Origin of the sequence: Campylobacter sp. US50a (assembly GCF_004379015.1) — a bacterium.
Classification (GTDB): domain Bacteria; phylum Campylobacterota; class Campylobacteria; order Campylobacterales; family Campylobacteraceae; genus Campylobacter_D; species Campylobacter_D jejuni.
In genome coordinates, this window is sequence record NZ_RYYJ01000011.1 from 1 (window position 1) to 23,533 (window position 23,533).

At 30.7% G+C, this 23,533-nt stretch carries 25 protein-coding genes; 13 read left to right on the forward strand and 12 right to left on the reverse strand.

Annotation, left to right across the window (positions count from 1 at the left end):
* From ELQ11_RS07630 to ELQ11_RS07645, 4 genes are all read left to right on the forward strand, one after another.
* Window positions 1–1,072, forward strand: a 1,072-nt coding sequence (locus tag ELQ11_RS07630; protein ID WP_134225230.1) for a hypothetical protein, incomplete at its 5' end; no start/stop codon positions are given.
* Window positions 1,073–1,167: 95 nt separating this feature from the next.
* On the forward strand, window positions 1,168–1,938 hold the full coding sequence (locus ELQ11_RS07635) for a transporter substrate-binding domain-containing protein (RefSeq protein WP_002776733.1): 771 nt from the start codon (window positions 1,168–1,170) through the stop codon (window positions 1,936–1,938).
* 92 nt (window positions 1,939–2,030) lie between these two features.
* Window positions 2,031–2,258, forward strand: a complete 228-nt coding sequence (locus ELQ11_RS07640) for a hypothetical protein (RefSeq protein ID WP_070280665.1) — start codon at window positions 2,031–2,033, stop codon at window positions 2,256–2,258.
* A 25-nt stretch (window positions 2,259–2,283) separates the two neighbouring features.
* Window positions 2,284–2,508, forward strand: coding sequence for a hypothetical protein (locus ELQ11_RS07645; RefSeq protein ID WP_002780361.1), 225 nt, complete (start codon window positions 2,284–2,286; stop codon window positions 2,506–2,508).
* Here the strand turns inward: ELQ11_RS07645 and fliP are convergent.
* On the reverse strand, window positions 2,505–3,239 hold the full coding sequence (fliP, locus tag ELQ11_RS07650; protein ID WP_002852529.1) for a flagellar type III secretion system pore protein FliP: 735 nt from the start codon (window positions 3,237–3,239) through the stop codon (window positions 2,505–2,507). The genes ELQ11_RS07645 and fliP overlap by 4 nt on opposite strands.
* A gap of 142 nt (window positions 3,240–3,381) precedes the next feature.
* Here fliP and glmU point away from each other — a divergent pair, with 142 nt between their 5' ends.
* Genes glmU through truA form a run of 7 tightly spaced genes read left to right on the forward strand, consistent with a single transcriptional unit; the run spans window position 3,382 to window position 9,628 of the window.
* The gene (glmU, locus tag ELQ11_RS07655) at window positions 3,382–4,671 is read left to right on the forward strand and encodes a bifunctional UDP-N-acetylglucosamine diphosphorylase/glucosamine-1-phosphate N-acetyltransferase GlmU (RefSeq protein ID WP_052950007.1); all 1,290 of its coding nucleotides are present in this window, start codon (window positions 3,382–3,384) and stop codon (window positions 4,669–4,671) included.
* Window positions 4,668–5,822, forward strand: a complete 1,155-nt coding sequence (gene coaBC, locus ELQ11_RS07660; protein ID WP_070283221.1) for a bifunctional phosphopantothenoylcysteine decarboxylase/phosphopantothenate--cysteine ligase CoaBC — start codon at window positions 4,668–4,670, stop codon at window positions 5,820–5,822. Before glmU ends, coaBC begins: the two co-directional genes overlap by 4 nt.
* Window positions 5,819–6,436 (forward strand): hypothetical protein, encoded by a 618-nt coding sequence (locus tag ELQ11_RS07665; protein ID WP_044779277.1) that lies wholly within the window; start codon window positions 5,819–5,821, stop codon window positions 6,434–6,436. Before coaBC ends, ELQ11_RS07665 begins: the two co-directional genes overlap by 4 nt.
* 3 nt (window positions 6,437–6,439) lie before the next feature.
* Window positions 6,440–7,108 (forward strand): polyprenyl diphosphate synthase, encoded by a 669-nt coding sequence (uppS, locus tag ELQ11_RS07670; protein WP_044779276.1) that lies wholly within the window; start codon window positions 6,440–6,442, stop codon window positions 7,106–7,108.
* Entirely contained in the window at window positions 7,105–7,881 is a 777-nt protein-coding gene (locus tag ELQ11_RS07675; RefSeq protein ID WP_044779275.1) for an A24 family peptidase, read from the forward strand. The genes uppS and ELQ11_RS07675 overlap by 4 nt, the downstream gene beginning before the upstream one ends.
* Window positions 7,881–8,906: an LptF/LptG family permease gene (locus tag ELQ11_RS07680; RefSeq protein WP_002861467.1), complete on the forward strand. Its 1,026-nt coding sequence runs from the start codon at window positions 7,881–7,883 to the stop codon at window positions 8,904–8,906. Before ELQ11_RS07675 ends, ELQ11_RS07680 begins: the two co-directional genes overlap by 1 nt.
* The gene (gene truA, locus ELQ11_RS07685; protein WP_074487121.1) at window positions 8,903–9,628 is read left to right on the forward strand and encodes a tRNA pseudouridine(38-40) synthase TruA; all 726 of its coding nucleotides are present in this window, start codon (window positions 8,903–8,905) and stop codon (window positions 9,626–9,628) included. Before ELQ11_RS07680 ends, truA begins: the two co-directional genes overlap by 4 nt.
* Here the strand turns inward: truA and ilvA are convergent.
* A complete protein-coding gene (gene ilvA, locus ELQ11_RS07690; RefSeq protein WP_044779273.1) occupies window positions 9,625–10,836 on the reverse strand; it encodes a threonine ammonia-lyase in 1,212 nt (403 codons plus the stop codon). The genes truA and ilvA overlap by 4 nt on opposite strands.
* Window positions 10,836–11,249 (reverse strand): CoA-binding protein, encoded by a 414-nt coding sequence (locus ELQ11_RS07695; RefSeq protein WP_044779272.1) that lies wholly within the window; start codon window positions 11,247–11,249, stop codon window positions 10,836–10,838. Before ELQ11_RS07695 ends, ilvA begins: the two co-directional genes overlap by 1 nt.
* Window positions 11,250–11,367: 118 nt before the next feature.
* Here ELQ11_RS07695 and ELQ11_RS07700 point away from each other — a divergent pair, with 118 nt between their 5' ends.
* Window positions 11,368–11,784: a membrane protein gene (locus tag ELQ11_RS07700; protein WP_002856751.1), complete on the forward strand. Its 417-nt coding sequence runs from the start codon at window positions 11,368–11,370 to the stop codon at window positions 11,782–11,784.
* Here ELQ11_RS07700 and trmA read toward each other — a convergent pair.
* The 5 genes from trmA to ELQ11_RS07725 are packed head-to-tail and all read right to left on the reverse strand — an operon-like array spanning window position 11,771 to window position 19,161.
* Complete coding sequence (trmA, locus tag ELQ11_RS07705; RefSeq protein ID WP_070261293.1) at window positions 11,771–12,844, reverse strand: tRNA (uridine(54)-C5)-methyltransferase TrmA; 1,074 nt, start codon at window positions 12,842–12,844, stop codon at window positions 11,771–11,773. The two genes, ELQ11_RS07700 and trmA, sit on opposite strands and share 14 nt — an antisense overlap.
* Window positions 12,841–14,574, reverse strand: coding sequence for a Na+/H+ antiporter NhaC family protein (locus ELQ11_RS07710; RefSeq protein ID WP_044779268.1), 1,734 nt, complete (start codon window positions 14,572–14,574; stop codon window positions 12,841–12,843). The genes trmA and ELQ11_RS07710 overlap by 4 nt, the downstream gene beginning before the upstream one ends.
* Complete coding sequence (locus tag ELQ11_RS07715) at window positions 14,571–15,320, reverse strand: SDR family NAD(P)-dependent oxidoreductase (protein WP_052858706.1); 750 nt, start codon at window positions 15,318–15,320, stop codon at window positions 14,571–14,573. The genes ELQ11_RS07710 and ELQ11_RS07715 overlap by 4 nt, the downstream gene beginning before the upstream one ends.
* Window positions 15,317–16,555 (reverse strand): ankyrin repeat domain-containing protein, encoded by a 1,239-nt coding sequence (locus ELQ11_RS07720; RefSeq protein WP_070261294.1) that lies wholly within the window; start codon window positions 16,553–16,555, stop codon window positions 15,317–15,319. The genes ELQ11_RS07715 and ELQ11_RS07720 overlap by 4 nt, the downstream gene beginning before the upstream one ends.
* A 59-nt stretch (window positions 16,556–16,614) precedes the next feature.
* Window positions 16,615–19,161, reverse strand: a complete 2,547-nt coding sequence (locus ELQ11_RS07725) for a bifunctional aconitate hydratase 2/2-methylisocitrate dehydratase (protein WP_134225231.1) — start codon at window positions 19,159–19,161, stop codon at window positions 16,615–16,617.
* Between the two features lie 54 nt (window positions 19,162–19,215).
* Between ELQ11_RS07725 and ELQ11_RS07730 the strand changes: the two genes are divergently transcribed.
* Window positions 19,216–19,668 (forward strand): methylated-DNA--[protein]-cysteine S-methyltransferase, encoded by a 453-nt coding sequence (locus ELQ11_RS07730; RefSeq protein WP_002856786.1) that lies wholly within the window; start codon window positions 19,216–19,218, stop codon window positions 19,666–19,668.
* Here the strand turns inward: ELQ11_RS07730 and ELQ11_RS07735 are convergent.
* Genes ELQ11_RS07735 through ELQ11_RS07750 form a run of 4 tightly spaced genes read right to left on the reverse strand, consistent with a single transcriptional unit; the run spans window position 19,660 to window position 23,533 of the window.
* Window positions 19,660–20,601, reverse strand: coding sequence for a hypothetical protein (locus tag ELQ11_RS07735; RefSeq protein ID WP_070242808.1), 942 nt, complete (start codon window positions 20,599–20,601; stop codon window positions 19,660–19,662). The genes ELQ11_RS07730 and ELQ11_RS07735 overlap by 9 nt on opposite strands.
* A 3-nt stretch (window positions 20,602–20,604) precedes the next feature.
* On the reverse strand, window positions 20,605–22,491 hold the full coding sequence (metG, locus tag ELQ11_RS07740) for a methionine--tRNA ligase (RefSeq protein ID WP_126265479.1): 1,887 nt from the start codon (window positions 22,489–22,491) through the stop codon (window positions 20,605–20,607).
* Between the two features lie 9 nt (window positions 22,492–22,500).
* Window positions 22,501–22,698 (reverse strand): hypothetical protein, encoded by a 198-nt coding sequence (locus ELQ11_RS07745; RefSeq protein WP_002861479.1) that lies wholly within the window; start codon window positions 22,696–22,698, stop codon window positions 22,501–22,503.
* Entirely contained in the window at window positions 22,691–23,533 is an 843-nt protein-coding gene (locus tag ELQ11_RS07750; protein WP_070242811.1) for a class 1 fructose-bisphosphatase, read from the reverse strand. Before ELQ11_RS07750 ends, ELQ11_RS07745 begins: the two co-directional genes overlap by 8 nt.

Genomic DNA, 23,533 nt, shown 5'->3' on the forward strand with positions numbered 1-23,533 from the left:
TAGTGAATTTAAAAACTCTATTTATACTCTAAAATATAAACAAGCAGATATAAGCACTTCTACCAATACAGCCTATGGTTATAGTGTAGATAAAGATGGTTATATGGGAAGTGATTTTAACAAAGCTGCAGGACTTCCTGAAGATTTTAAGATACATAAATCTACTTTGGATGAGATAGAGAGAGTGGCTGAATATAATGTTTCTGATATAAGAGAATATCTAGGTGTAGATAAATATTATTCTAATATAGATATGGCTGAAACCATAAAACAATATTATAATCTTTTTTCTAATGCTTTAGGTCAAAGCTTTCCAAGTGATAAAACAAGTTTTAGTGAAGCAGATATAAATTCTATGCCTAGTGGATATGCTATTGATGGATTTTATAATGGATATGGAGCTTTCAAACATCCAGATGCAATAAGAAATGATGATATTGCTATTAAGAGTGTAGCTGACTATTCTAATGTTTTAATTTCAAATATTTATAGAAGTCAAGAGCAACTTAACGAAGCAAATAGTATTTACTCTGATTCTGCGGGATTAATAAGTGGAATTAAACCTGAGACTTTAGGTTTATCCTTAGAAGAAATCAAAAATGTTTCTAAAGGTGAAGATTGGCAGTTTAATCCTGATATGTCAGTTTATCCACAAAATGAAGATGGAAGTTATTCTAAAGAAGCTTTGTTTATGAGCTTAATAAAATCTCAAGAAGGGCGTATTTTATATAGTCCAAAAACCACACTTAATCCAACAATAGAAGCTTATAATAGGGCTATGGCTAAAGAGAGTTTTAGTGGTCCAGCCATACACTTAGATAGTATTATGACAGGTAAAAGTGACTTTAAAAGCTTTTTTAGATACTGGGCAGAGCGTGGCATAGCAGAAGGTGATTTATATATGTATGAAAATAACATTCCTAAAGAATCTGCTATGGGTAACTGGGCTTTAGACGCTGAAATTAAACAAGCTCTTGCTAATGGCTGGAAAGCAAAACCTAGCACCATTAATTCCTACGCTGATTCTATAATGGATAGACTTAATAATCTTATAGGACAAACTAGGGTTTAAAGAAGTATTAATTTTTTAAGTTTGAAATAAATTGCTAATAACAAAATAAGATAAAATTAGTATAATTTTTTTACAAAAAAATTTGAAAGGAAATTATGAAAAAAATTATTTTGATTTTTATCTCTTTTTTTGCTTTAAATTTGAGTGCAAAAGATTTGGTTGTAGGAATGGAGCTTGGATATCCGCCTTTTGAAATGAGCGATAAAACAGGCAAAGCAAGTGGAATTAGTGTGGATTTTTTAGAAGCTTTTGCAAAGAAAAACGGCTATAAACTTGTAGTAAAAAATATCGCTTGGGATGGTTTAATACCTGCTTTAAAAACAGCCAAGATAGATCTTATTATGTCCTCTATGACAATTACCGATGAGAGAAAGAAAGTGGTGGATTTTAGCATTCCTTATGCTAAGGCAAATTTGGCTATTTTAACTCCTTTGAACTCTGATATTACAAATATCAAAGATTTAGATAAAAAGGGCAAAGTTTTGGCTTTAAAGCGTGGTTCTACAGGGCATTTATATGCGGTTAAAAATTTAAAAAATGCAACTATTAATTTATTTGATAAAGAAAATGCTGCTATTTTGGAAGTGATTCAAGGCAAGGCTGATGGATTTTTTTATGATCAACTTACGATTTATCGGACTTGGCAAAAGCATCAAGATACAACCAGAGCCATTTTAGCGCCTTTTCAAGAAAATCCTGAGTTTTGGGGTATAGCTGTAAGAAAAGGTGATGAAGCTTTAAAGGACAAGCTTGATAATTTCATTGATGAGAGTAGGAAAAATGGCTTTTTAGATTTTTTGGGCAATAAGTATTTAAAAGACATTAAAGAAGTTTTTAAGCAAAATAATATCACTTTTTTCTTGTAGGCTTTTAATAAAATATTGATAATTAATATTAATTTTATAAATTTTGATATACAATATCATTATCTAAATTTTAAATAAAAGGATTTAAGATAATGAAAAAAGTTGCATTTTTTTTGTTATTTTTGTTTTTATCTTGCACTGCACTAAACGCAGCTGGGGAGTATTGCAAATATGCTTATCAAGAAGATAGAGCTATACCTTTAATTTTAAATTATGGAATAAGATTGGGGGTAGTAGGTGCTGGGGTTGCGAATGCACCTGCACCGGGCGGAAGTGCTTACAATTCAAAAATTGACATGATGGCTGCAAGATACCACTAAGCTTAGTTTTTGGGTGTATTTTACAATGCTAGAATTTATTTTTACTCTTATTTTAGATTTTACTTTTTATTCTATCAAGACCCTAGAAAAAGTCTTTCTAGGGCGAACAGCCTTAGTAATTCTTTTTGTTGTTTTTATAGCTCTTTTTTGCGTTAAAGGCTTGTTTTTGTATATACTTTTAGCTTTAGAATTATTTTTGCTTTTGTATCTTTTTCTTGGAATTTTGTTTTTAAGATTTTATAAATCTTAGGTTACAAAGCTTTCCACAAGCCTTTGCACTAGCAAATTCCATCCATCCACTAATACAAAAATTAAGAGTTTAAAAGGTAAAGAGATCATAGTAGGAGGTAGCATCATCATACCCATAGCCATTAAAACTGAGCTTACAACCATATCTATGACTAAAAAGGGCAGGTAGATTAAAAACCCTATTTCAAAAGCGGTTTTAAGCTCTGAAATCATAAAAGCAGGAACTAAAACCGTAAGGGGAACATCATCTATGGTTTTGGGATTGGGTAGATTGCGTATACGATAAAAAAGGGCTAAATCTTTTTCTCGAGTATTTTTAAGCATAAAATCTTTAAAAGGTTTTGCTCCTTTTATAAAAGCCTCTTCATAGCCTATTTTTTCTGCTAAATAAGGTTTTATACCTTCATTATAAGATTTTGTAGCTACAGGTTCCATGATAAAAAAAGTTAAAATTAAAGCCAAGGTTACTAAAATGGTATTAGGTGGCATACTTTGCGTCCCCATAGCTTGTCGCAAAAATGAAAATACCACAATAAGACGCAAGAAAGAAGTCATAACAAAAACTATACTTGGAGCGAGCGCAAGTATGGTTAAAACAATCACTATATTTAAAGTAGTAACAAGCTGATTAGGTGTATTGGGTGCACTTAAGCTTAAATTTACTGTAGGGATAGTTGCTTCAGCAGCAAATAAACTCATGCTTAAAAGTAAAAATAATAATATTTTTTTCAAAATTTAAAAACCTTTTTTTGTTTTTTACTAAAGAAATTTAAATTTTATCTTTTGATGACTAAAAACTAGTTTAAGGGTATTAGGATTTTAACTTTAAACTGCTAAAATAGTCTTTTAGACTTCTTAATAACAAAGGTAAAAAATGAAAACTTCTATTTTGATTTTAGCGGCAGGATTAGGCACTAGAATGAAATCACAAAAGCCAAAGGTTTTGCAAGAGCTTTGTCAAAAAAGTATGATTTTACACATTTTAAAAAAGGCTTTTGCTTTAAGTGATGATGTAAGTGTAGTTTTATCGCATCAAAAAGAACGCGTTGAAAAAGAAATTTTAGAACACTTTCCAAAAACACAAATTTTAGAGCAAGACTTGCAAAATTATCCAGGAACTGCGGGAGCTTTAAGGGGGTTTGAGCCTAAAAATGAAAGAGTGTTGATTCTTTGTGGCGATATGCCTTTGGTTGAGCAAACAAGTTTGGAAGCTTTGTTGGGTAATAATGCAAAATTAAATTTAGCAGTTTTTAAAGCAAGAGATCCTAAAAGTTATGGCAGAGTGGTGATAAAAAACGATAGCGTTGAAAAAATTGTTGAATTTAAAGATGCAAATACGCAAGAAAAAGAGATAAATACTTGCAATGCTGGGGTTTATGTGATTGACTCGAGGCTTTTAAAAGAGCTTTTACCTTTGATTGATAATAATAATGCGGCAAAAGAGTATTATTTAACCGACATTGTAAAACTAGCAAAAGAAAAAGATGTGATGATTAAAGCGGTTTTTGTAGATGAAGATGAATTTATGGGGATTAATGATAAATTTGAACTCAGTATAGCTGAAAATTTCATGCAAGAAAAAATTAAAAAACACTGGATGCAACAGGGTGTGATTTTTCATTTACCGCAAAGCACTTTTATAGGTGCAGATGTTGAATTTGTAGGTGAATGCGAAGTATATGAAAATGTAAGGATAGAGGGTAAAAGTAAGATTATAAACTCTATCATTAAAAGTTCAAGCGTGATAGAAAATTCCATCGTAGAAAATAGCGATGTAGGACCTTTGGCACATTTACGTCCAAATTGTGAGTTAAAAAACACTCATATAGGAAATTTTGTAGAATGCAAAAATGCAAAGTTAAATACCGTAAAAGCAGGACATTTGAGCTATTTAGGAGATTGTGAGATAGATAGTGGAACTAATATAGGCTGTGGGACTATTACATGCAATTATGATGGGGTAAAAAAGCATAAAACCATCATAGGAAAAAATGTTTTTGTAGGCTCTGATACGCAATTTATCGCACCTGTAAAAATCGAAGATGAAGTAATCATAGCAGCAGGAAGCACAGTAAGTGTCAATGTAGAAAAAGGTGCTTTGTTTATCAATAGAGCAGAGCATAAGATGATAAAAGATTATTATTACAAGAAATTTCAAAAATGAAAACCATACTTTTGGCTATTAGTGGCAGTATAGCTTTTTATAAATCTTACGAGCTTATTTCTCTGTTTAAAAAAGAAGGCTTTAGGGTAAAAGTTTTGCTTTCTAATGGTTTGTTAAAATTTGCTAGCAAAATGAGTTTTGAAGCCTTGGCTGATGAGATTTTATGCGAGGAAAATGAAAGTTGGCAAAACTTAAACAATCACATAGCTTTTAGCAAGGATGTAGACCTTGTTTTATTTGCCCCTGCAAGTGTTAATTCTATCAATAAACTTGCTTTTGGTATAGCGGATAATCTTTTTATCCAAACCTTAATCGCAGCAAATAAACCTCTTATCATAGCTCCTGCGGCAAATACAAATATGTTTCATCATTTTAGCACGCAAAATTCTTTAAAGATGCTTAAAGAAAATAAAGCTTTGATTATAGAGCCTATTTGTAAAGTTTTAGCTTGTAAAGATGAAGGCGCAGGAGCCTTAGCTGAAGTTAAGGATATTTTTAATATTAGCAAAAGAGAACTTTTAAAAGAAAAGTTTTGGTGCGATAAAAGCGTAGTTATCACAGGTGGTGGCACAAGAGAAAGAATTGATGATGTGCGTTGTGTGAGTAATTTTTCAAGTGGAAAAATGGCAAAAGCCATAGCTGATGCTTTTTATTTTTTAGGAGCTAGGGTAAAATTTTTAAGCTCTGTGGAATTTGATACTCCTTATGAGCTTTGCAAATTTGAAAGTTCTAAGGATCTAAAAGAGCTTTTGGATAAAAATTTAAGTCATGATTTTTTGATTATGACGGCTGCAGTGAGTGATTTTATCCCTCAAAGTGTAAAAGGAAAAATTAAAAAAAATGAGCATTTACAGGGTTTAAACTTGCATCTATCTTTAAATGAAGATTTGCTTAAAACTTGCAAATTTCAAGGCAAAAAGATAGGTTTTAAGATGGAATTTGATTCTCAAAATGCCTTAGAAAATGCGAAAAAATCTTTAAAAGATAAGCAACTTGATATGATTTGTCTTAATATCATTGATCAAAAAAATTATTTTGGAAGCGATCAAAATGAACTTTATTTTATCACTTTAAATAATGAAAATAAAAGCACCTTGCAAAGCAAAGAAAAATTGGCATTTGAATTAGTAAAATGGTGTGAAAAATTATGAGTATGATTAATTCTACCTTGCCTATACAAATGAAAGTTTTGGCTAAATCAGGCTATGGACACTATACGCTTTTGTTAAATCACAAAAAGATTCAAACCAAAAGCATGATAGAGCTTGAAATTGGTGCTGAATATTTAGCTGAACTTTATATGCAAAATGGTGGAGTTATACAATTTAAACATCTTTCAAAGCGTCCTAATTTCAAACCTTTTGAAGAGGGATTGGCTTTGATAATCGCTATTTTAGAGAATAAAATTTCTTATAAAAAATTCATCATACAAAATCTTTTAGATTGTAAAGATATAGAGCGTTATCAGATATTAAAAGAAATGCTTTTTGCAAGTTTTGAAAATATTTATCATATTCCTTTTATCTTTGAAAATAAATCTTGTTTGTTTCAAATGCGTAAAAGAGCAAAATATTTAGAAATTTACTTATATTTTAGTGTTTTTGGAGCTTTGAAAATTTTGATAGATTCACAAGGTGTTAGCGTTTTTACACCTTTTGCCAAGGTACAAAAATTTTTAAACGAACATTTAGATTTTAATGTATCGCAAGAAAACAAGATTGAACCTTTGTTTGTTTTCAAAAGGCTTTTTGATTTTAAAGGATGAAAAATGAATGAATTAAAACACCTTGCTGTTGTTATGGATGGTAATAGGCGCTGGGCTAGGGCTAAGGGTTTTTTGGCAAAACTTGGATATTCCCAAGGAGTCAAAACTATGCAAAAATTGATGGAAGTTTGCATGGAAGAAAATATTTCAAATTTAAGCCTTTTTGCTTTTAGTACGGAAAATTGGAAGCGTCCTAAAGATGAAATTGATTTTATTTTTGAACTTTTAGATCGTTGTTTAGATGAAGCTTTAGAAAAATTTGAAAAAAATAATGTGCGTTTAAGAGCTATAGGTGATTTATCGCGTTTGGAATATAAAGTAAGAGAAAAAATTACCTTAGTTGAAGAAAAAACAAAGCATTGTGACGCACTTTGTGTTAATTTGGCTATAAGTTATGGTGCAAGAGATGAAATTATAAGAGCTGCTAAGCGTGTGATCGAAAAAAAACTTGAGCTAAATGAAGAAAATTTAACGCAAAATTTAGATTTACCTTTAGATGTGGATTTGATGCTTCGCGTTGGAAATGCTAAAAGACTTTCAAATTTCTTACTTTGGCAGTGTTCATATGCTGAAATTTATTTTAGTGAAACTTTATTTCCATCTCTTACCAAGAGAGAATTTAAAAGGATTATTAAAGAATTTAGAAATAGAGAAAGAACTTTTGGAAAATGATACTTTTCATAATAATTCTAGGGGCTTGTTTGGGTTCTTTTTGCGCAAGTTTGGCAAGTAGGATAATTGAAAAAAAACCTTTTTTTATCTCGCGCTCTTTTTGTTTTTCTTGCGATACAAAATTAAAATACTATGAAATTATTCCTATTTTTTCTTATGTTTTTTTAAAGGCAAAATGTCAAACTTGCAAATGTCATTTGCCTATTTCTTTATTAATCAATGAAATTTTAGGCATAATTTTGCTTATTTTGGTTTATTCTTTAAGTCAAAATTTTTATGATTTTTTATTTTTATCTCTATTTTTATTTAATCTTTTCTTACTTTCTTTAATTGATATTAAACTCAAAGCCGTACCACAAATTTTACTTTGGAGCGCTTTTTTATTTGCTTTTTTTTACGCCTTTAGGGAAAGTGAAATTTTACATTTTTTGATTTTTAAAGAGTTTAGCGGAGGTTTTTTACTAAATGCTTTTAGTTTTGGAGGATTTGTTTTTTTATTAAAAAGTTTGGTTTTTTTTCTAATGAATTTCCGAAAAAAAGATGAAATTTTAGAAAATTTGGGTGATGCTGATATTATCATTATGTCTTGTATAGGTGGAATTTTAGGTTTTGAGTATGGATTTTTAGTATTACTTATAGCTTCTATTTTAACTTTGCCTTTTTTTATTTTTTTTAAAATTAAAGCAATAAAAGAGCAAGAACTTGCTATGATACCCTTTTTAAATATCGCTTTTGTGGCAGTTTTATTTTATAAAAACTTAGGATTATTCTAATGAAGCTTAGTTTAAGATATGTTTTAAATCAATTTTTAAGTACGAATTTGTCTATATTTTTCGTACTTTTTGCTATTGTATCTATGGTGTTTTTTATTCAACTTGCAAAACTTACTTCAAGCATAGAGATTAGTTTTTTGGATCTTTTAAAGCTTTATGGGTTTATGTTGCCTAGAATTTTAATTTTTACCTTGCCTATATCTTTTTTTATTTCTTTAACTTTGGCTTTGTTTAGGCTTTCTAAGGAAAATGAAAGCATAGTACTTTTTACTTTGGGATTTTCACCAATGATTTTGGCAAAATTTTTCCTTAAAATTGCAAGCTTGATTAGTGCTTTTATGCTTGTTGTGGCTTTGGTAATGATACCTATAGTATTTGAACTTCAGGATAACTTTGTAAACTATAAAAGCACTCAAGTGAAATTTAACTACAAAACAGGAGAATTTGGACAAAAATTTTTAGACTGGATGATTTTTATAGAAAAACAAGATAGTGATAAGTATGAAAACATAATTATGTATCGCCCTAAACATAAAACAGATGATAAAGAACAACTTATCATAGCCAAAGAAGCGCATGTGCAAAGAAAAGATGATAGCTTTGCTTTTAGCTTAAATCAAGGCAAAATGTATAATTTTGAGCAAGGTCAAAGTATTTTTAGTGGAGAATTTGACACTTTAGTAGTAAATACTCAGTTTAATACAGACAATCTTCAAACAAAGAAATTTTATGAATACTGGAATGATTTAAACGAAAATCCACAAAGAGCAAGAGAATTTGTGATTTATACAACTATAGCCTTGTTTCCACTTGCTAGTACGCTTTTTGCGCTTTGTTTTGGTTTGGTTACTTATCGTTATGAAAAAGGCTATGTGTATTTAGGTATGTTTGGAGTGATTGCTATATATTTTGGACTTTTAAGTTCTTTTTCTCAACCTCCAATTTTGGCTTGCCTTGGAATTTTTTCTTTAAGTTTATTTGTTTCGGCTTATTGTTTTAAGAAAATGATTTTGAGTCGTTATTGATGAAAATAAAAATTATATTTTCTTATGATGGCTCTGCTTTTTTAGGTTCTGCTACTCAGCCTCATAAAAAAGGTGTTCAAGATGCTTTAAGTGGTGCCTTATCGCATTTGGGTATTGTTTCACCTCTTTTGATGGCTTCTCGTACAGATAAAGGAGTACATGCAAGCTATGCTGTAGCTAGTGTAGAATGCGGAGATTATTTTACAAATTTAGAATATCTTCAAAAACAGCTTAATAAATTTTCCCATCCTTTTATCCATATCAAAAAAATTGAAAAAGCAAAAGATGATTTTGAAGTAAGATTTGATGTAAAAAGTAGAGAATACCGCTATATATTTTCTCACTCTTCTTATAGTCCTTTTATGGCTTCTTATGTACATTTTTATCCTAAATTTGACTTAGATAAGGCTAATGAGCTTTTGGGTTTTTTTGTGGGAAAAAAGGATTTAAAGTTTTTTTGCAAAAGTGGAGGAGATAATAAAACGACTTTAAGAGAAATTTTTATTGCTAGAGCTTATGCTTATAAAGATTTTAGCATTTTTCATTTTAAAGCTAATGGTTTTTTAAGAGGGCAAATTAGATTAAGCGTAGCAAGTGTTTTAAAGGTTTTAGAAGGAAAAATGAGTGAAAAAGAACTCAAAGAACAGATTGATGCTAAAAAGCAATACAATCACTTTTTAGCACCGCCAAATGGGCTTTATTTAAGCCGTATATGTTATTAAAAACTTTCATAGAAATTAAACGCCTTTTGGGTTAAAATTTTTCTTATTTCTTCTTGATGTTCTTTGCCTTTGGTTTCTAGGGTAATTGAAATCATCGCATCGCCATAATCAAGCTTGGTGGAAAATCTATCATAGTCGATTTTTACTATATTTGCATTGGCTATTTTTAAGCTGTCTGTAAGGTGTAATAATGCCCCAGGTTTATCTACTAAAGTAACATGAATTTGCATTTTTCTGTAAGATTTAAATAAACCTTTTTCTATGATGATATTTAGCATTTGTGCATCGATATTGCCTCCGCTTAAAACTACGCCAATTTTTTTATGATTTTGTGTATTTATTTTTTGATGAAGTAGGGTGGCTACACTCGCAGCTCCTGCGCCTTCAACTATGATTTTATGTTTTTCAAGTAAAAACAATACCGCATTAGCGATTTCTTCATCATCAACTTGGATAAAATCATCTACGCATTCTAAAATAATATTAAAATTAATAGGATTTGCATCACGCACAGCAATACCATCGGCTATAGTGCGTACGCTTTTTGCATTTTTGATTTTTTTAGCATGAAAACTTTCATACATTGCAGGAGCTCCTTTGGCTCCAACGCCGATGATTTTAATGTTTGGATTGATTTGTTTAGCTGCACTTGCGATACCACTTATAAGTCCTCCACCTCCAACAGGTGCGATAATCATATCAAGATCACTTATTTCATCAAGCATTTCAAGCATCAAAGTTCCTTGTCCTGCCATTACAAATTCATCTTCAAAAGGATGGATAAAACTAAGATTATTTTCTTTAGCATAAGAGATTGCAAAAGTATAGGATTCATCAAAATTATCCCCTTTGAGTATCACCTCTGCTCCTAAGGCTTTTGTAGCAGAAACTTTTAAGAGCGGAGTGGATTCTGGCATTACAATAACCGCTTTAATGCCAAATTTTTTTGCACTAATGGCCACGCCTTGAGCATGGTTTCCCGCACTTGCGGCAATGACTCCATGTTGTTTTTGTTCAGCGCTAAGATTGGCTATTTTATTATAAGCTCCACGAATTTTATAAGCACCTGTAATTTGTAAATTTTCATTTTTAAGATAAATCTCACTTTGACAAATATCACTTAAAAAAGAAGAGTATATGAAAGGAGTTTTGTTTACAAACCCTGAAATTTGTTGTTTTGCTTTGTAAATTTTATTAAGCTCTAACATTATTTTTCCTTTGTTTTAAAATGCGGATATTCTAACATAATGCAACGATTTTGTATAAAATTTATATCTAATTTTTTACATTCTTTTTTGGCTGTTTCATTACTAATACCAAGTTGAAGCCATAGGTTTTTAATATTTTTTTCAACAAGCTTAGGAAGAATTTCTAGTGCCACTTCGCCTTTTCTAAAAAGTATAAGTGTATCGATTTTTTCTTCTATTTGATCCAAATTTCTATAAACTTTTTCATTTAAAACAAACTCTTCTTTAGGATAAATAGGAAAAATTTTATAATTTTTTCTTTGTAAAAATTCTGCTACCCTATAAGAAGCTTTTGTCTTATCTGGACTTAAAGAAAATATGGCAATATTTTTACTTGTATTTATAATATAAGAGATAGTTTCTTTTTCATTCATTATTAACCTTTGTTTTGGTATTTTATCTTAAATGATTAAAAAATTAACTAAAGTGAATTCAAAAAATGAAAAAAGTGTTATAATATAGCAAATTCCGAAGTTTAATAAGGAGGGAAAAATGGAAGAATTTTATCCATATACTTTAACAATCCATCTTCTTTGTGCTATTTTGTTTATAGGTTATTTGTTTGTTGATGTATTTGTTTTGGGTGTAGTTAAAAAGAAAAATCCTAATTTTGACAAAAGTCTTTTTAGTGCTACTGGGGTTAAAATAATGCCTTTTGTGGTTCTTTTGCTTTTTTTAAGCGGAGGTGCTTTGGCAGGTTTTCATTTTAAACCTTTAAATTTACTTTTTGCTGTAAAAATTATTTTGGCTTTTGGAATTTTATCTTTAGTTGTTTTTTCTTTATTTTGTCATTTTATATTAAAGAAGAAAAACCCGCTTGGTGCTTTTATCCACCCTTTTGTATTTGTGCTTTGTATCGCGATAGTAATACTAGCTAAATTAATGAATTATTTTTTTATACCTTGCTAAGAAATACTCCACATTCAAGATGTGGAGTATTGGCAAATTGATCAAAAAGAGCAAACTCTTCCACTCTATGTGTTAGGCTTAATTCCTTTAAATTTTCTTTTAAAGTGATAGGATTACAAGAAATATAAATAATATTTTCATATTTTTTTATTAAGTCAATTACGCTTTTATCAAGTCCTGCACGGGGTGGATCAACTAAAACATGAGAGAAATTAAAATCATCTAATCGAATATCTTTTAAACGAAAAAATTCTCTTTCTTTTTTGATAGCAAGGCTTAATTCTTCGCTTGAAAGTCTTGCAAAGTGGATATTTGTTGTATTGTTAAGCTCGCAATTTTTTAAAGCAAAATTAATATTGCTTTTTGAAATTTCAGTGGCTAAAATTTTAAAAAAGAATGGTGCTAAAGCTAAAGTAAAATTTCCATATCCACAGTAAAGCTCAAGTAAATCCATTCTTTTTTGAGTGTTTAAAATTTCACACACCCAAGTAATCATTTTTTCATTTATAGTAGTGTTAGGCTGAATAAAACAATCATTGTTAAATTCATAAAATATTTTTCTACCTTGAATATTTAAAGTTTGTCTTAGATTTTCTGTTTTAAAAATAAGCTTTTTGCCTTTACTTCTTGCTATGAGGTTGATATGAAGATTATTGCTTAAATTTTCTAAATTTGACTTTATATCTTCTATATTTTTATGATAGAGTAAAGTTACGCTAAGTTCTTGCTTTGTGGTTAAAAACTCCACGCCAAAAAGTTTTTCTTTTAATTTATTATCTTGACGCAAGTATTCTAGAAGTTTTGGCATAAAAGCACAAATTTTTTCATCAGCAAAATCTAAATATTCTATAATGTACTTTTTTTTGTTTTTTGGATCAAACATCGCATAAAAAAGCGTATCGTTTTCATGATAAAATGAAAGTTCAGCTCTTGTACGATAATGCTTATCTTTTGAAGCAAAAAGTTTAAAATCCTTTGTATAAAATTCTTTAAAATATTTTTTTATGAAAGAATGTTTTTCATCTAAAGTAAGAAAATTTCCAAAATTTTCAAGACTCATGGAACTTTCTTTCCGATGAGTCTTAGTAAAAGTGCAATAAGTATGAAATTCAAAGGCAAGACAAACCAAACACTAAGTCCTAAAGATACAGGAATATATCCAGCGATTAAAGAAATACCACAGATAAATAAAGCATAAGGAATTTGTGTTCTTACATGCTCCATATGATCGCATTTTGCACTCATAGATGAAAGGATTACATTATCTGAAATTGGTGAGCAATGGTTTCCAAAAATCGCACCTGTTAAAACGCAGCTTATATTAATAACCATATAATGATGCATAGCATTTGCATCCATACCATTGATTTTGGCGATTTCATGAGCTAAAGGCACAGCCAAAGGCATTAAAATCCCCATAGTTCCATAGCTTGTTCCTATGGCAAAAGAAATGGCTGAAGCAAAAGCAAAAATAGTAGCAGGTAAAATAAACTCAGGCAATTTATCTGCAAGCAAACTAGTGATAAATAAAGAAGTTCCTAGATCTTTTACTATACTTGAAAGCGACCAAGCAAATAAAAGCAATACTATAGTAAAAATCATGGTTTTCCAGCCATATATCCAAGTTTCTACTGCTTCTTTAAGATTGAAAATTTTACGACGCACCCCGATAAAAATCGCTACAATAGCAGCAAACAAAGCAGCTTGGAATAACACCACAGAAGAATCAGCATTTCCAAAAGCAGCCCTAAAAGTTTCAAAAGACAAAGGATTGGCGCTTGCTTTTGCAAGTTCTTCACCTTCTAAAGTGCTAAGTCCATTAAAATAAAATCCTAATATAGCTAAAATGATTAAAGTAAAAATAGGAACAATAGCATCAAAAGCACGAATTTTAATACCTTCTTTTGGTGCTAAAAACTGATCTTCTAATTCAGCAGTATCTAGTGTGCCTGATTTAGGTAGAGGAGCAATTTGCCCTGTGGTTCTTGCACGCACTTCAGCCTTGTACATAGAACCAAACTCACGTCCCATGATTGCAGTCATGACTACAAAAAAAAGCATGAAGATATTATAAAAACGATAAGGTATGGTTTCGACAAAAATTCCAAAAGCACTAATATCGCTAATGCCTATGTGTTCATAAGCGGTTTTAATTAAGGAAACTTCTAAGCCTATCCAAGTGGAAATTACAGCTATTCCTGCCACAGGAGCTGCGGTAGAGTCGATAATAAAGGCAAATTTTTCACGAGAAATTTTAAATTTATCCGCCAAAGGACGCATAATTGGACCTACGATCAGTAAATTAGCATAATCATCAAAAAATATTAAAAGCCCTAAAAACCAAGTATTAACTTGAGCTGATACAGCTGATTTGGCTCTTTTGGCAAATTTTAATGCTACAGCTTTTGCACCACCCATTTTTGTGATAAGCGCCACAAGACCACCTATACAAAGAATTTGTAAAATGATTCCCGCATTTACTGGATCAGAAGTTGAACCTAAGATATAAGAAATAATCTTTGAAAAAGATTCTACTGCAGTATTATAAAAATTTACAAAAGCTAAATGTTGTGCTTTGAAAATATTTGCAGAAAGGCTAAGTAGAAAAGTTCCACTTAAAACTCCAGCAAAGAGTGACAAAATAACATCTTTTGTGATAAAAGCTAAAGCAATAGCAACTAAAGGTGGTATAAGCGTAAAAACTCCAAATAAATTAGCATTTGCAGCTGCTTCTGAGGAGTTTGCAAATGCAACTAAAGGTAAAAACAATAAAACTAAAAATTTATTCATTCATCTCTTTCTATATAAAATCCATTCCAAGTTTGTGTGACAGGCATAAGTTCGATTTCATTAACATTAATATGGCTTGGTAGGTTAATGATAGACATTACCACTTTGGCAATATCATTAGCGCTGATAAATTGCGTATTTTCATACACTGCATCAGCTTTTTGAATATCTCCTTTAAAACGTACTTCACTAAATTCAGTTTTGCAAAGTCCTGGAGCAATATTTGTTACTTTGATATTGCTTCCTCTAAGATCATTTCTTAAGGCCAATGAAAATTGTCCTACAAAGGCTTTGGTTCCGCAATACACATTGCCTCCAAAATAAGGATTGCGTCCCGCAACTGAACCTAAGTTAAAAATATAAGCATTTTTTTGTTTGCGAAGTATAGGAATAACAGCTTTTGCAATATATAAAAACCCTTTGATGTTTGTATCTACCATAGTGTTAATATCTTCAAGGTTTAATTTATCAAATTCATCTACCCCTAAAGCTAAACCTGCATTATTAAAAAGCACATCAATTTCTTGAAATTCTTTGGGTAAATTTTCAATAGCCTCAAAGATTTCTTTTTGATTTCTTACATCTATGCAAAGCGTGTAAATCTTATCTTTGTGAGCATTTTTTAACTCTTCTAGACGCTCTTTGCGTCTAGCAAGGGCGATTACTTTGTAGTCTTCTTGTATAAAAGCTTCAACGCAAGCTCTACCAAAACCTGAACTAGCTCCTGTAATAAATGCGGTTTTCATTCTAAACTACCTCCGTAAAATAGATTTTCGTTTGCTTTTAAACCCAAGCTTTTTAGATAATCAGCATTTTCTTTTTTACCTGCTGCTAGCGCAAAGTCAAGTGCATTAAAACCAAGATCATCAACAGCATTAAAATTTGCTCCTTTTGAAATAAGAAGTTTTAAAATTTCAACATTTCCATAGGCTGCAGCATGCATTAAAACATTTTTTGAAGTGTGCTCTAGAGCACAAAATGTAATAAAATAAGGCGTATTTGAACCTATGTTCGCACTTAATGCTAATTTTTCATTGTTATTAATATATTTTTGATTAACATTTGCTCCATTATCAAGAAGTAGTTTTATGATATCAAGACGATTAAACTCTATGGCATAAAAAAGTGGGGTTTTACCAAAGGCATTGGCTTGATTAACATTCGCTCCATTTTGGATTAAAAAATTTGTATTTTCATAATTTTCCAATGCATAAAAAATAGCACTTTCATAACCTTCGTCAATCCTAGCACCAAAACGAATCAAAAGTTCTAAAATTTCTTTTTCTCTTTGATTTAGAAGCGCTGCTTGCAAGGCTATAGTAAGATCATCTTGGCTTGGATTATTTGAAAAAATAAAATCTTGTATATAAGATACTGAATAATTTTTATTTGACATGATTTTTGCTAAAGGACTAATGTCTTTGTAAATTTTTGTTTCACCAACAGCCCAATTTAAAAATTCGTTTAAGGCATTGCTAGTATAGTAAATATTACTACCTTTGTCAAAATTAAAATTACTTTCAAAATACTTTTCCAAAGGTTCTATAGCATTATTGTATTCTTGCCAAAAAGCTTTGTAAAGTCTAAAATTTCCTATGCTTTGATATGCCCAATATCTAAAATAAGATTTTAAAATATCATATTTTTTTTCTAAATTTTCGGGTGTATCTAAAGTTTTTTGATAAGCGATGGGATCGATAGCTATTTTTAATAATAAAAAATCAAATTGTTGTAATTTTGGCAAATAAGCCACACCATTACAAGAGCTATTGCTTCCGCGAATTTCATTGGAAATTGCATAGAGTTTTTTTGTAAAATCTTGATTTTTTAAAGATTCTTTACAGCTTGAAGCTATATTTAAATAATTTAAATTTGAACTTTGATTTAGCAATGTTTTATTATTTTTAATGTTGTCGCAGTTAATGGCATCGCTAGCCATTAAACTTGCAAAACAACAAAAGGAAGTGAATAATAACTTCAATATTTTTCCTTTGAAAATTTTAATTTTGTTATTTAATCCAAATAAGTATTAAATTTGAATTAATTTTCAAGTTTGAAATTTTCAATCTCATTAAAATTTAAATATCTATAGATATTTGCCTTATGCTCATCACTTAGTTTTTCGCTGACAATTTGTAAGTATTCTTCCTTGCTTGGAATTTTACCCAAAATCGCACAAACTGCCGCAAGTTCTGCACTGCCTAAATATACTTTAGCACCCATTCCCATACGGTTGTCAAAATTTCTTGTAGAAGTTGAGAAAACTACAGCTCCATCATTTACTCTAGCTTGATTACCCATACATAAAGAACAACCAGGAACTTCTATTCTAGCACCTGCTGCGCCAAAGATGCTGTAATAACCTTCATTGGTAAGTTGTGCTTTATCCATTTTTGTTGGAGGCACTACCCAAAGTCTGGTTTTAAGTATGCCTTTATCTTTTAAAATTTCTCCTAAAGCTCTATAATGTCCTATGTTTGTCATACAAGAACCTATAAAAACTTCATCTATATTTTTTGGACGCTTATCATCGGCTAAAATTTCGCTTAAGGTTGCCACATCATCAGGGTCATTTGGACAAGCTAGGATTGGCTCTTTAATGTCATTAAGATTAATATCTATAATATAAGCGTATTTTGCATCTTTATCTGCTCTTAAAAGAGTAGGGTTTTTAAGCCATTCTCTCATTTTTTCAGCCCTTCTAGCAAGGGTAGCTTTATTCTCATATCCTGCTTCTATCATAGCTTCAATTAAAGAAATATTGGATTTGATATATTCGCTTACACTTTCTATGCTTAAATCCACACTGCAAGCAGCTGCAGATCTTTCAGCACTTGCATCACTAAGTTCAAAAGCTTGTTCGACTTTTAAGTTTGGTAAGCCTTCTATTTCTAAAATTTTTCCTGCAAAAATATTTTTCTTATTTTTCTTTTCAACGGTAAGTTGTCCTTGTTTGATTGCATAATAAGGTATAGCATTAACCAAATCTCTTAAGGTAACTCCAGCTTGTAATTCCCCGCTAAAACGCACTAAAACACTTTCAGGGACATTTAAAGGCATAGAACCAGTAACCGCAGCAAAAGCCACAAGTCCACTTCCTGCAGGGAAAGAAATTCCTATAGGAAAGCGTGTGTGAGAATCCCCACCTGTTCCTACGGTATCTGGCAATACAAAACGATTAAGCCAAGAGTGGATAACCCCATCACCTGGTTTTAAACTCACCCCACCACGACTTGTCATGAAATTGGGCAAAGTTTTATGTAAATTTGAATCGCTTACTTTTGGATAAGCAGCTGTATGGCAAAAGCTTTGCATAACAAAGTCTGCATTAAAACCTAGGCTTGCAAGTTCTTTAATTTCATCTCTAGTCATAGGACCTGTGGTATCTTGAGAGCCTACAGTTAAAGTTATAGGTTCTATATACATACCTGGACGCACACCTTCAACTCCACAGGCATGACCTAGCATTTTTTGAGCTAAGGTATAACCACCGCTTGAAGATTTAGGTTGTTCAGGTTTGGTAAAGATATTTTCGCTTTCCATGCCTAAAAATTCTCTAGCCTTAGCACAAAGCCCACGACCTATGATAAGTGGGATTCTTCCTCCTGCTCTAACTTCATCTAAGAGAGTGTTTGGACTGAGTGTAAATTCTGCGATTGTAGAGCCATTTTTTATGATTTTTCCCTCATAAGGATGAATTTCAAACTCATCGCCCATTTCTAAGTTTGTTACATCGCAGATGATAGGTAAAGCTCCGCTATCTTGAGCAGTGTTAAAGAAAATCGGTGCTATGGTTGAACCCATTACTATACCACCGCTGTGCTTGTTTGGTACCCCTTCTATTTCTTTTCCTAAGTGCCATTGTATAGAATTTATTGCTGATTTTCTACTCGAACCTGTTCCTACAACATCACCTACATAAACTACTTCACGACCGCTTTTTTTAAGCTCTTTGATTTTCTCTAAGGATCCTGCTTGTCTTACCTTTAGCATGGCATTTGCATGCAAAGGAATATCGCTTCTTGTAAAAGCATCTCCTGCAGGACTTAGATCGTCGGTATTTGTTTCGCCTGCTACTTTGAAAACTATACATTTAATCACTTGAGGTAATTTTTCTTTTTTGTTAAACCAGTCCGCATTTGCCCAGCTTTGTAAAACTTCTTTAGCGTGTGGATTGTTTTTACTAAGTTCAGCTATGGTATGAAAATTATCATGTACAAAAATAATATTTTTCAACACTTCTGCAGAATCTTTGGCTATGTTTTCATCTTTTAAGGCATCGATTAAAACTTTAACATTATATCCGCCTAGCATAGTTCCAAGCATTCTTAAGGCTCTTTTTTTGTCTATATTTGGAGCACTGATTTTGCCTTTAAGTATAGAATCTAAAAATTCACATTTTACTAAAGCTGCATCATCAACACCAGGATTTACTCTATTTTCTAAAAGATTTGCAAGCTCTTCATTATTTTCATTTTCAAGTAGTTTACAAAGTTCTTTAGTTTGATTTGCATTTAAAGGAAGGGGTGGTATACCCAAAGCGGCTCTTTCTTCAACAAGTTTATTGTATTCTTGCATAAAAGACATTTTCTACTCCTTAAATATTTTTTATTATAATTGTAGCTCTTTGAAGGATAAAAAATGTTTAAAGTTTATTATAAAATGCCTTTATGTTACCTATCTTTACATAGTGATGGAAAATTTTTAACTAGAGTCGATTTTTGTGATAATAAAAGATCAGAAAAAAATTGTAGTTTGCTTGACTTAGCAAAATATGAACTTGATTTATATTTTACTCATAAGCTTAGAAAATTTAGCATTCCTGTTTTGATACAAGGTACAGATTTTGAATCAAAGGTTTATAAGGCTTTAATGAAAATTCCTTATGGTAAAATAGCTACTTATAAAGATATAGCAGAAAAAATTAATCATCCAAAAGCTTTTAGAGCTGTTGGAAATGCAAATTCTAAAAATCAAATTCCTATTTTTATACCTTGTCATAGAGTTATTGCAAGCAATGGCATAGGAGGATATAATGGAGGGCTTGAAATAAAAAGATTTTTGCTTGAAAATGAAGGAGTGAATTTAAAATAAGCTTGGGGTTTGATTTTCTTTGTTTTCAAATTCTTGTTCAAAAATATCATAATTTTCAAGAATTAAACAATATTTAAAATTTTTTAATTTTCTTAAATCTGAAAGTTGATTATAGGAAAAATCGCAAAATAAAGAATTTTTAGAAGCAATTTTAAAGTCTTTTATGTTTTTAAATTTTTCTTTCCAGAATTCAAAGGTATTTTGGTTGTTACTTACAATAAACGCTTGAGAGCTTGAACCAAAAGGAGTGATTTCAAATTTATCGTCAATAAAATAAATTTTAAAATCATCAATCTTATTAAAATCAAATATTATTTTTTGATTTTTTTCTTTTAAAAAAGAAATAATTTTTGCAAAACTATTTGCGTAAAAAAAAGGCAAATTAAGATTTTTAAAATATAAATTTTCACAAATCAAAGTTGTAAAAAAAAAGCTAGATCGCGATAATAAAGTAAAATTAGCATCTTTTAGACTATGAGAATAGGCACAAAGTTTATTTAAGTAATTTTCTTCACAGCAGCAAAAAATTTCACCTTTTTTTGCTTTGATTAGTTTTTCAAAATCAGCAAAAATATTTCCTTTTAAAATGTTAAAATAAAAAGCCTTGCAAAGACTTAGTTCGTAAGATTTAAAAAGCAAAAATTCACATTCTTTATCTTCACAAAAAAAGCGTAAAAATCTTACAAGAGCTTGTTCTAGATTTTCTACCCTAAAGTAAAAAATGTCTTTATCTTCAATAGTAATGTCATTTTCTGTAATTATAGCATAAGCGCCTTTTTTTACAGCTTGGGTAATTTCTTTTTTATCGTTATTAAAGAAGGCAAAGCCTGCTTTAAGTTCGTTTAAATTTATGGCAAAACCCTCCACGCTTAAAACGCTACCTTCATGAATGAGTGTCGCGTTTAAAAGTTCGCCTAAATTGCTAATTTGCATATTTTAGCCTACTAAAGAACCGTTTTGTACAAGTTGTTCAGGGGTGATTAAAACAAGTTTATCTCCGCTTTTTGCAGAAAGTATCATACCATCGCTTTCATGTCCAAAAATTTTAGCTTTTTTAAGATTACTTATAACACATACTTGTTTACCGATTAAATCACTGGCTTTATAGTATTTTGCTATGCCTGAGAGTACTTGACGGATTTCTTTATTGTCAAGTTCGAGTTGAAATTTTAAAAGTTTTTCACTCCCTTCTATATTTTGACAATCAAGTACCTTAGCAACTTTGATTTCAATTTTTGCAAAATCATCGATTTTTATTTTAGGACTTTCTTCTTTTTTAGGTTCTTCTTTAATTTCTTGTTTTAAAAGAGCTTTTTCTACTTTTGGAAATAAAGCTTCGCAAGGATTTGCTTTAAAATCTAAAAGTTCATTATCAAGTATCATTTTTGCATAATTTGTAGATGAAATTTCAAAATTTAAAGCTAAGGCCACCTTTTGACAAGACTTTGGTAGAGCAGGGCTTAGCAAAAGACTTGTTTTGGCTAAAATATTTGCACAAAGTGCCACTAAAGCATTAGCTTGTTCGTGTTTGTTTTCTTTGATTAAATTCCAAGGTTCGTATTTACTAATGGCTAAATTTGCCACACTTAAGGCTTTAAAAAGTTCTTCTAAATAACGATTACACTGTAAGCTTTCTAAAAATTCTACCGCTAAATTTAAGTGTTCTTTTGCTTGATTTAGTTCGGCATTGTAAAATTTTAAAACACCTTCTTTTGAAATATTTCCTTGATCATATTTTGTACTCATACCTATAATGCGATTAAGTAAATTTCCAAATTCATTGCTGAGTTCAGCATTGATACGATTTATCAGCATATTTTCGCTAAAATCCCCATCATTACCAAAAGGCACTTCTCTAAGCAAGAAATATCTAAAAGCTTCGCTTCCGTAGGCATCAACTACTTCTTTAGGTTTTACAACATTGCCTTTAGATTTGCTCATTTTTTCGCCTTCTTTAGTCCACCAGCCATGTGCACCTATAAATTTAGGTAAAGGTAAATCCACGCTCATTAAAAAAGCTGGCCAATAAATGGCATGAAAACGCAAAATATCTTTTCCTACTAAATGCACATGCGCAGGCCAAAATTTAGCATTTTTTCCCTTGCTTTGAAAATCAAGAGAGCTTATATAGATAAAAAGTGCGTCAAGCCATACATAAATAATATGTTTATCATCATTAATTTCTTGAGGCAGTTTAATCCCCCAATCAAAACTTGTTCTTGTAATGGAAAGATCTTTAAGGCCGCTTTGGACAAAATTTATAAGTTCGTTTTTTTTGTTTTTTGGTAGGATGGGATCTTTTTCTTCATACCATTGTAAAATTTTATCTTGATATTTTGAAAGTTTGAAAAAATAGCTTTCCTCTTTTAAAATTCTAGTTTGTTTGCCACAATCTGGACAAGAACAATCATTGATAAGCTGACTTTGAGTAAAAAAGCTTTCACAAGAAATACAATAGTGTCCTTCGTATTCATCTTTATAAATATCACCTTTTTGCCACATTTTTAAAAACATAGCTTTAACAAATTCAATATGCCTTGTATCAGTTGTTCTTGCATAAATATCATAGGTGATTTCAAATTCATCCCATAATTTTTTAAATTCAAAACTGATTTTATCAGCATATTCTTGAGGAGTGGAATTTCTTAGTTTGGCAGCTTCTTCAATTTTTTGTCCATGCTCATCTGTTCCTGTTAGAAATCTTGTTTCATGTCCTTGCAAACGATAAAATCTTGCTAAAGTATCGGCTATGATGGTAGTATAAGCATGACCTAAATGAGGTACATCATTTACATAATAAATTGGTGTTGTAATATAACGCATTTTTTTCCTTTAAAAGTCAAATCCGCCTTCGGTTTTACCCTTAGACATACTATTATAGACTGCATCAACATAATTTTTTCTAGTTTGGCAGTTAAAAATTTCATTGCAATTATAACAAGAGTTTAGGTTTTTTGAGTTTTGACATGAAAGTAAAATTTCTTTCTTTTTATCCATATCTTGCTCAAATTCATCTCTAGTTTCATTCATTGTAAGCCTTTAAAAGTTTTGAAATTTCATATTCTGAGCCAAAAAAACAAGGAGTTGTAGCATGGATTTTATCAAATTCAAGTTCAAGTAAGGAGTGATTTTTTCCATTTGTGGTTTTTCCGCCTGCTTTTTCTATAATAAAGGCTAAAGGAAAGACTTCAAAAAAAGCACGAAGTTTGCCATTAGGCGCATCTTGTGTTGCAGGATAACTAAAAATCCCACCCCCTTTTAATAAAATTTGATTGATATCGCTTACCATGGCTCCAGAATATCTTAAGCGGTATCCTTCATCAAAAAGACTTTTGATAAAATTAGCGTGTTTTTCTTCCCAAAATTTTTGCGTTCCGCCTGTAGCATTAATTTTGCCTTTTTCATTCATTTTAAGATCTTTTATAAAAATAAATTCATTATTTGCATTTAAGCGATAAAGTTTTGGCTGATCTTTGCAAATCACAAGTTCTAAGCGCGCTCCATACATACTATAAAGTGCAGCTCTTAAATTTTTAGCACTTGCTTTTTCTTCATAGATGGCAAAAATAGAACCTATGGCAAAATTAACATCCATTAAGCTAGAACCATCTAAAGGATCATAAGCTACGATAAAATTTGCCCTCTCGTTAAGCATTAAAATTTCGTCTTTTTCTTCACTTATAATGGCTTTAATGCTTGAACATTGACTTAGGGTTTTTGTGATGATTTCATCGCTTAAAACATCAAATTTAAGTTGGGTATCGCCTGTAAAATTTTGATTTTGACTGTAGCTTGTATCGGGAAATTTTAAAGCGTTAGAAATTTCTAAAACAGCTTTTTGTATATAAGAAATCACTTCTTGCAT

Excerpts from the sequence above, each read along its gene's own strand:
- ELQ11_RS07715 (WP_052858706.1), bottom strand. The coding sequence starts at position 15,320 with ATGAAAACCGCATTTATTACAGGAGCTAGTTCAGGTTTTGGTAGAGCT.
- trmA (WP_070261293.1), bottom strand. The coding sequence starts at position 12,844 with ATGAGTCTTGAAAATTTTGGAAATTTTCTTACTTTAGATGAAAAACAT.
- coaBC (WP_070283221.1), top strand. The coding sequence starts at position 4,668 with ATGAAAACCATACTTTTGGCTATTAGTGGCAGTATAGCTTTTTATAAA.
- ELQ11_RS07680 (WP_002861467.1), top strand. The coding sequence starts at position 7,881 with ATGAAGCTTAGTTTAAGATATGTTTTAAATCAATTTTTAAGTACGAAT.
- ELQ11_RS07665 (WP_044779277.1), top strand. The coding sequence starts at position 5,819 with ATGAGTATGATTAATTCTACCTTGCCTATACAAATGAAAGTTTTGGCT.
- ELQ11_RS07700 (WP_002856751.1), top strand. The coding sequence starts at position 11,368 with ATGGAAGAATTTTATCCATATACTTTAACAATCCATCTTCTTTGTGCT.
- ELQ11_RS07745 (WP_002861479.1), bottom strand. The coding sequence starts at position 22,698 with ATGAATGAAACTAGAGATGAATTTGAGCAAGATATGGATAAAAAGAAA.
- ELQ11_RS07730 (WP_002856786.1), top strand. The coding sequence starts at position 19,216 with ATGTTTAAAGTTTATTATAAAATGCCTTTATGTTACCTATCTTTACAT.
- ELQ11_RS07695 (WP_044779272.1), bottom strand. The coding sequence starts at position 11,249 with ATGAATGAAAAAGAAACTATCTCTTATATTATAAATACAAGTAAAAAT.
- ELQ11_RS07640 (WP_070280665.1), top strand. The coding sequence starts at position 2,031 with ATGAAAAAAGTTGCATTTTTTTTGTTATTTTTGTTTTTATCTTGCACT.
- ELQ11_RS07710 (WP_044779268.1), bottom strand. The coding sequence starts at position 14,574 with ATGAATAAATTTTTAGTTTTATTGTTTTTACCTTTAGTTGCATTTGCA.
- ELQ11_RS07645 (WP_002780361.1), top strand. The coding sequence starts at position 2,284 with ATGCTAGAATTTATTTTTACTCTTATTTTAGATTTTACTTTTTATTCT.
- ilvA (WP_044779273.1), bottom strand. The coding sequence starts at position 10,836 with ATGTTAGAGCTTAATAAAATTTACAAAGCAAAACAACAAATTTCAGGG.
- ELQ11_RS07635 (WP_002776733.1), top strand. The coding sequence starts at position 1,168 with ATGAAAAAAATTATTTTGATTTTTATCTCTTTTTTTGCTTTAAATTTG.
- ELQ11_RS07675 (WP_044779275.1), top strand. The coding sequence starts at position 7,105 with ATGATACTTTTCATAATAATTCTAGGGGCTTGTTTGGGTTCTTTTTGC.
- metG (WP_126265479.1), bottom strand. The coding sequence starts at position 22,491 with ATGCGTTATATTACAACACCAATTTATTATGTAAATGATGTACCTCAT.
- uppS (WP_044779276.1), top strand. The coding sequence starts at position 6,440 with ATGAATGAATTAAAACACCTTGCTGTTGTTATGGATGGTAATAGGCGC.
- ELQ11_RS07750 (WP_070242811.1), bottom strand. The coding sequence starts at position 23,533 with ATGCAAGAAGTGATTTCTTATATACAAAAAGCTGTTTTAGAAATTTCT.
- ELQ11_RS07735 (WP_070242808.1), bottom strand. The coding sequence starts at position 20,601 with ATGCAAATTAGCAATTTAGGCGAACTTTTAAACGCGACACTCATTCAT.
- glmU (WP_052950007.1), top strand. The coding sequence starts at position 3,382 with ATGAAAACTTCTATTTTGATTTTAGCGGCAGGATTAGGCACTAGAATG.
- ELQ11_RS07725 (WP_134225231.1), bottom strand. The coding sequence starts at position 19,161 with ATGTCTTTTATGCAAGAATACAATAAACTTGTTGAAGAAAGAGCCGCT.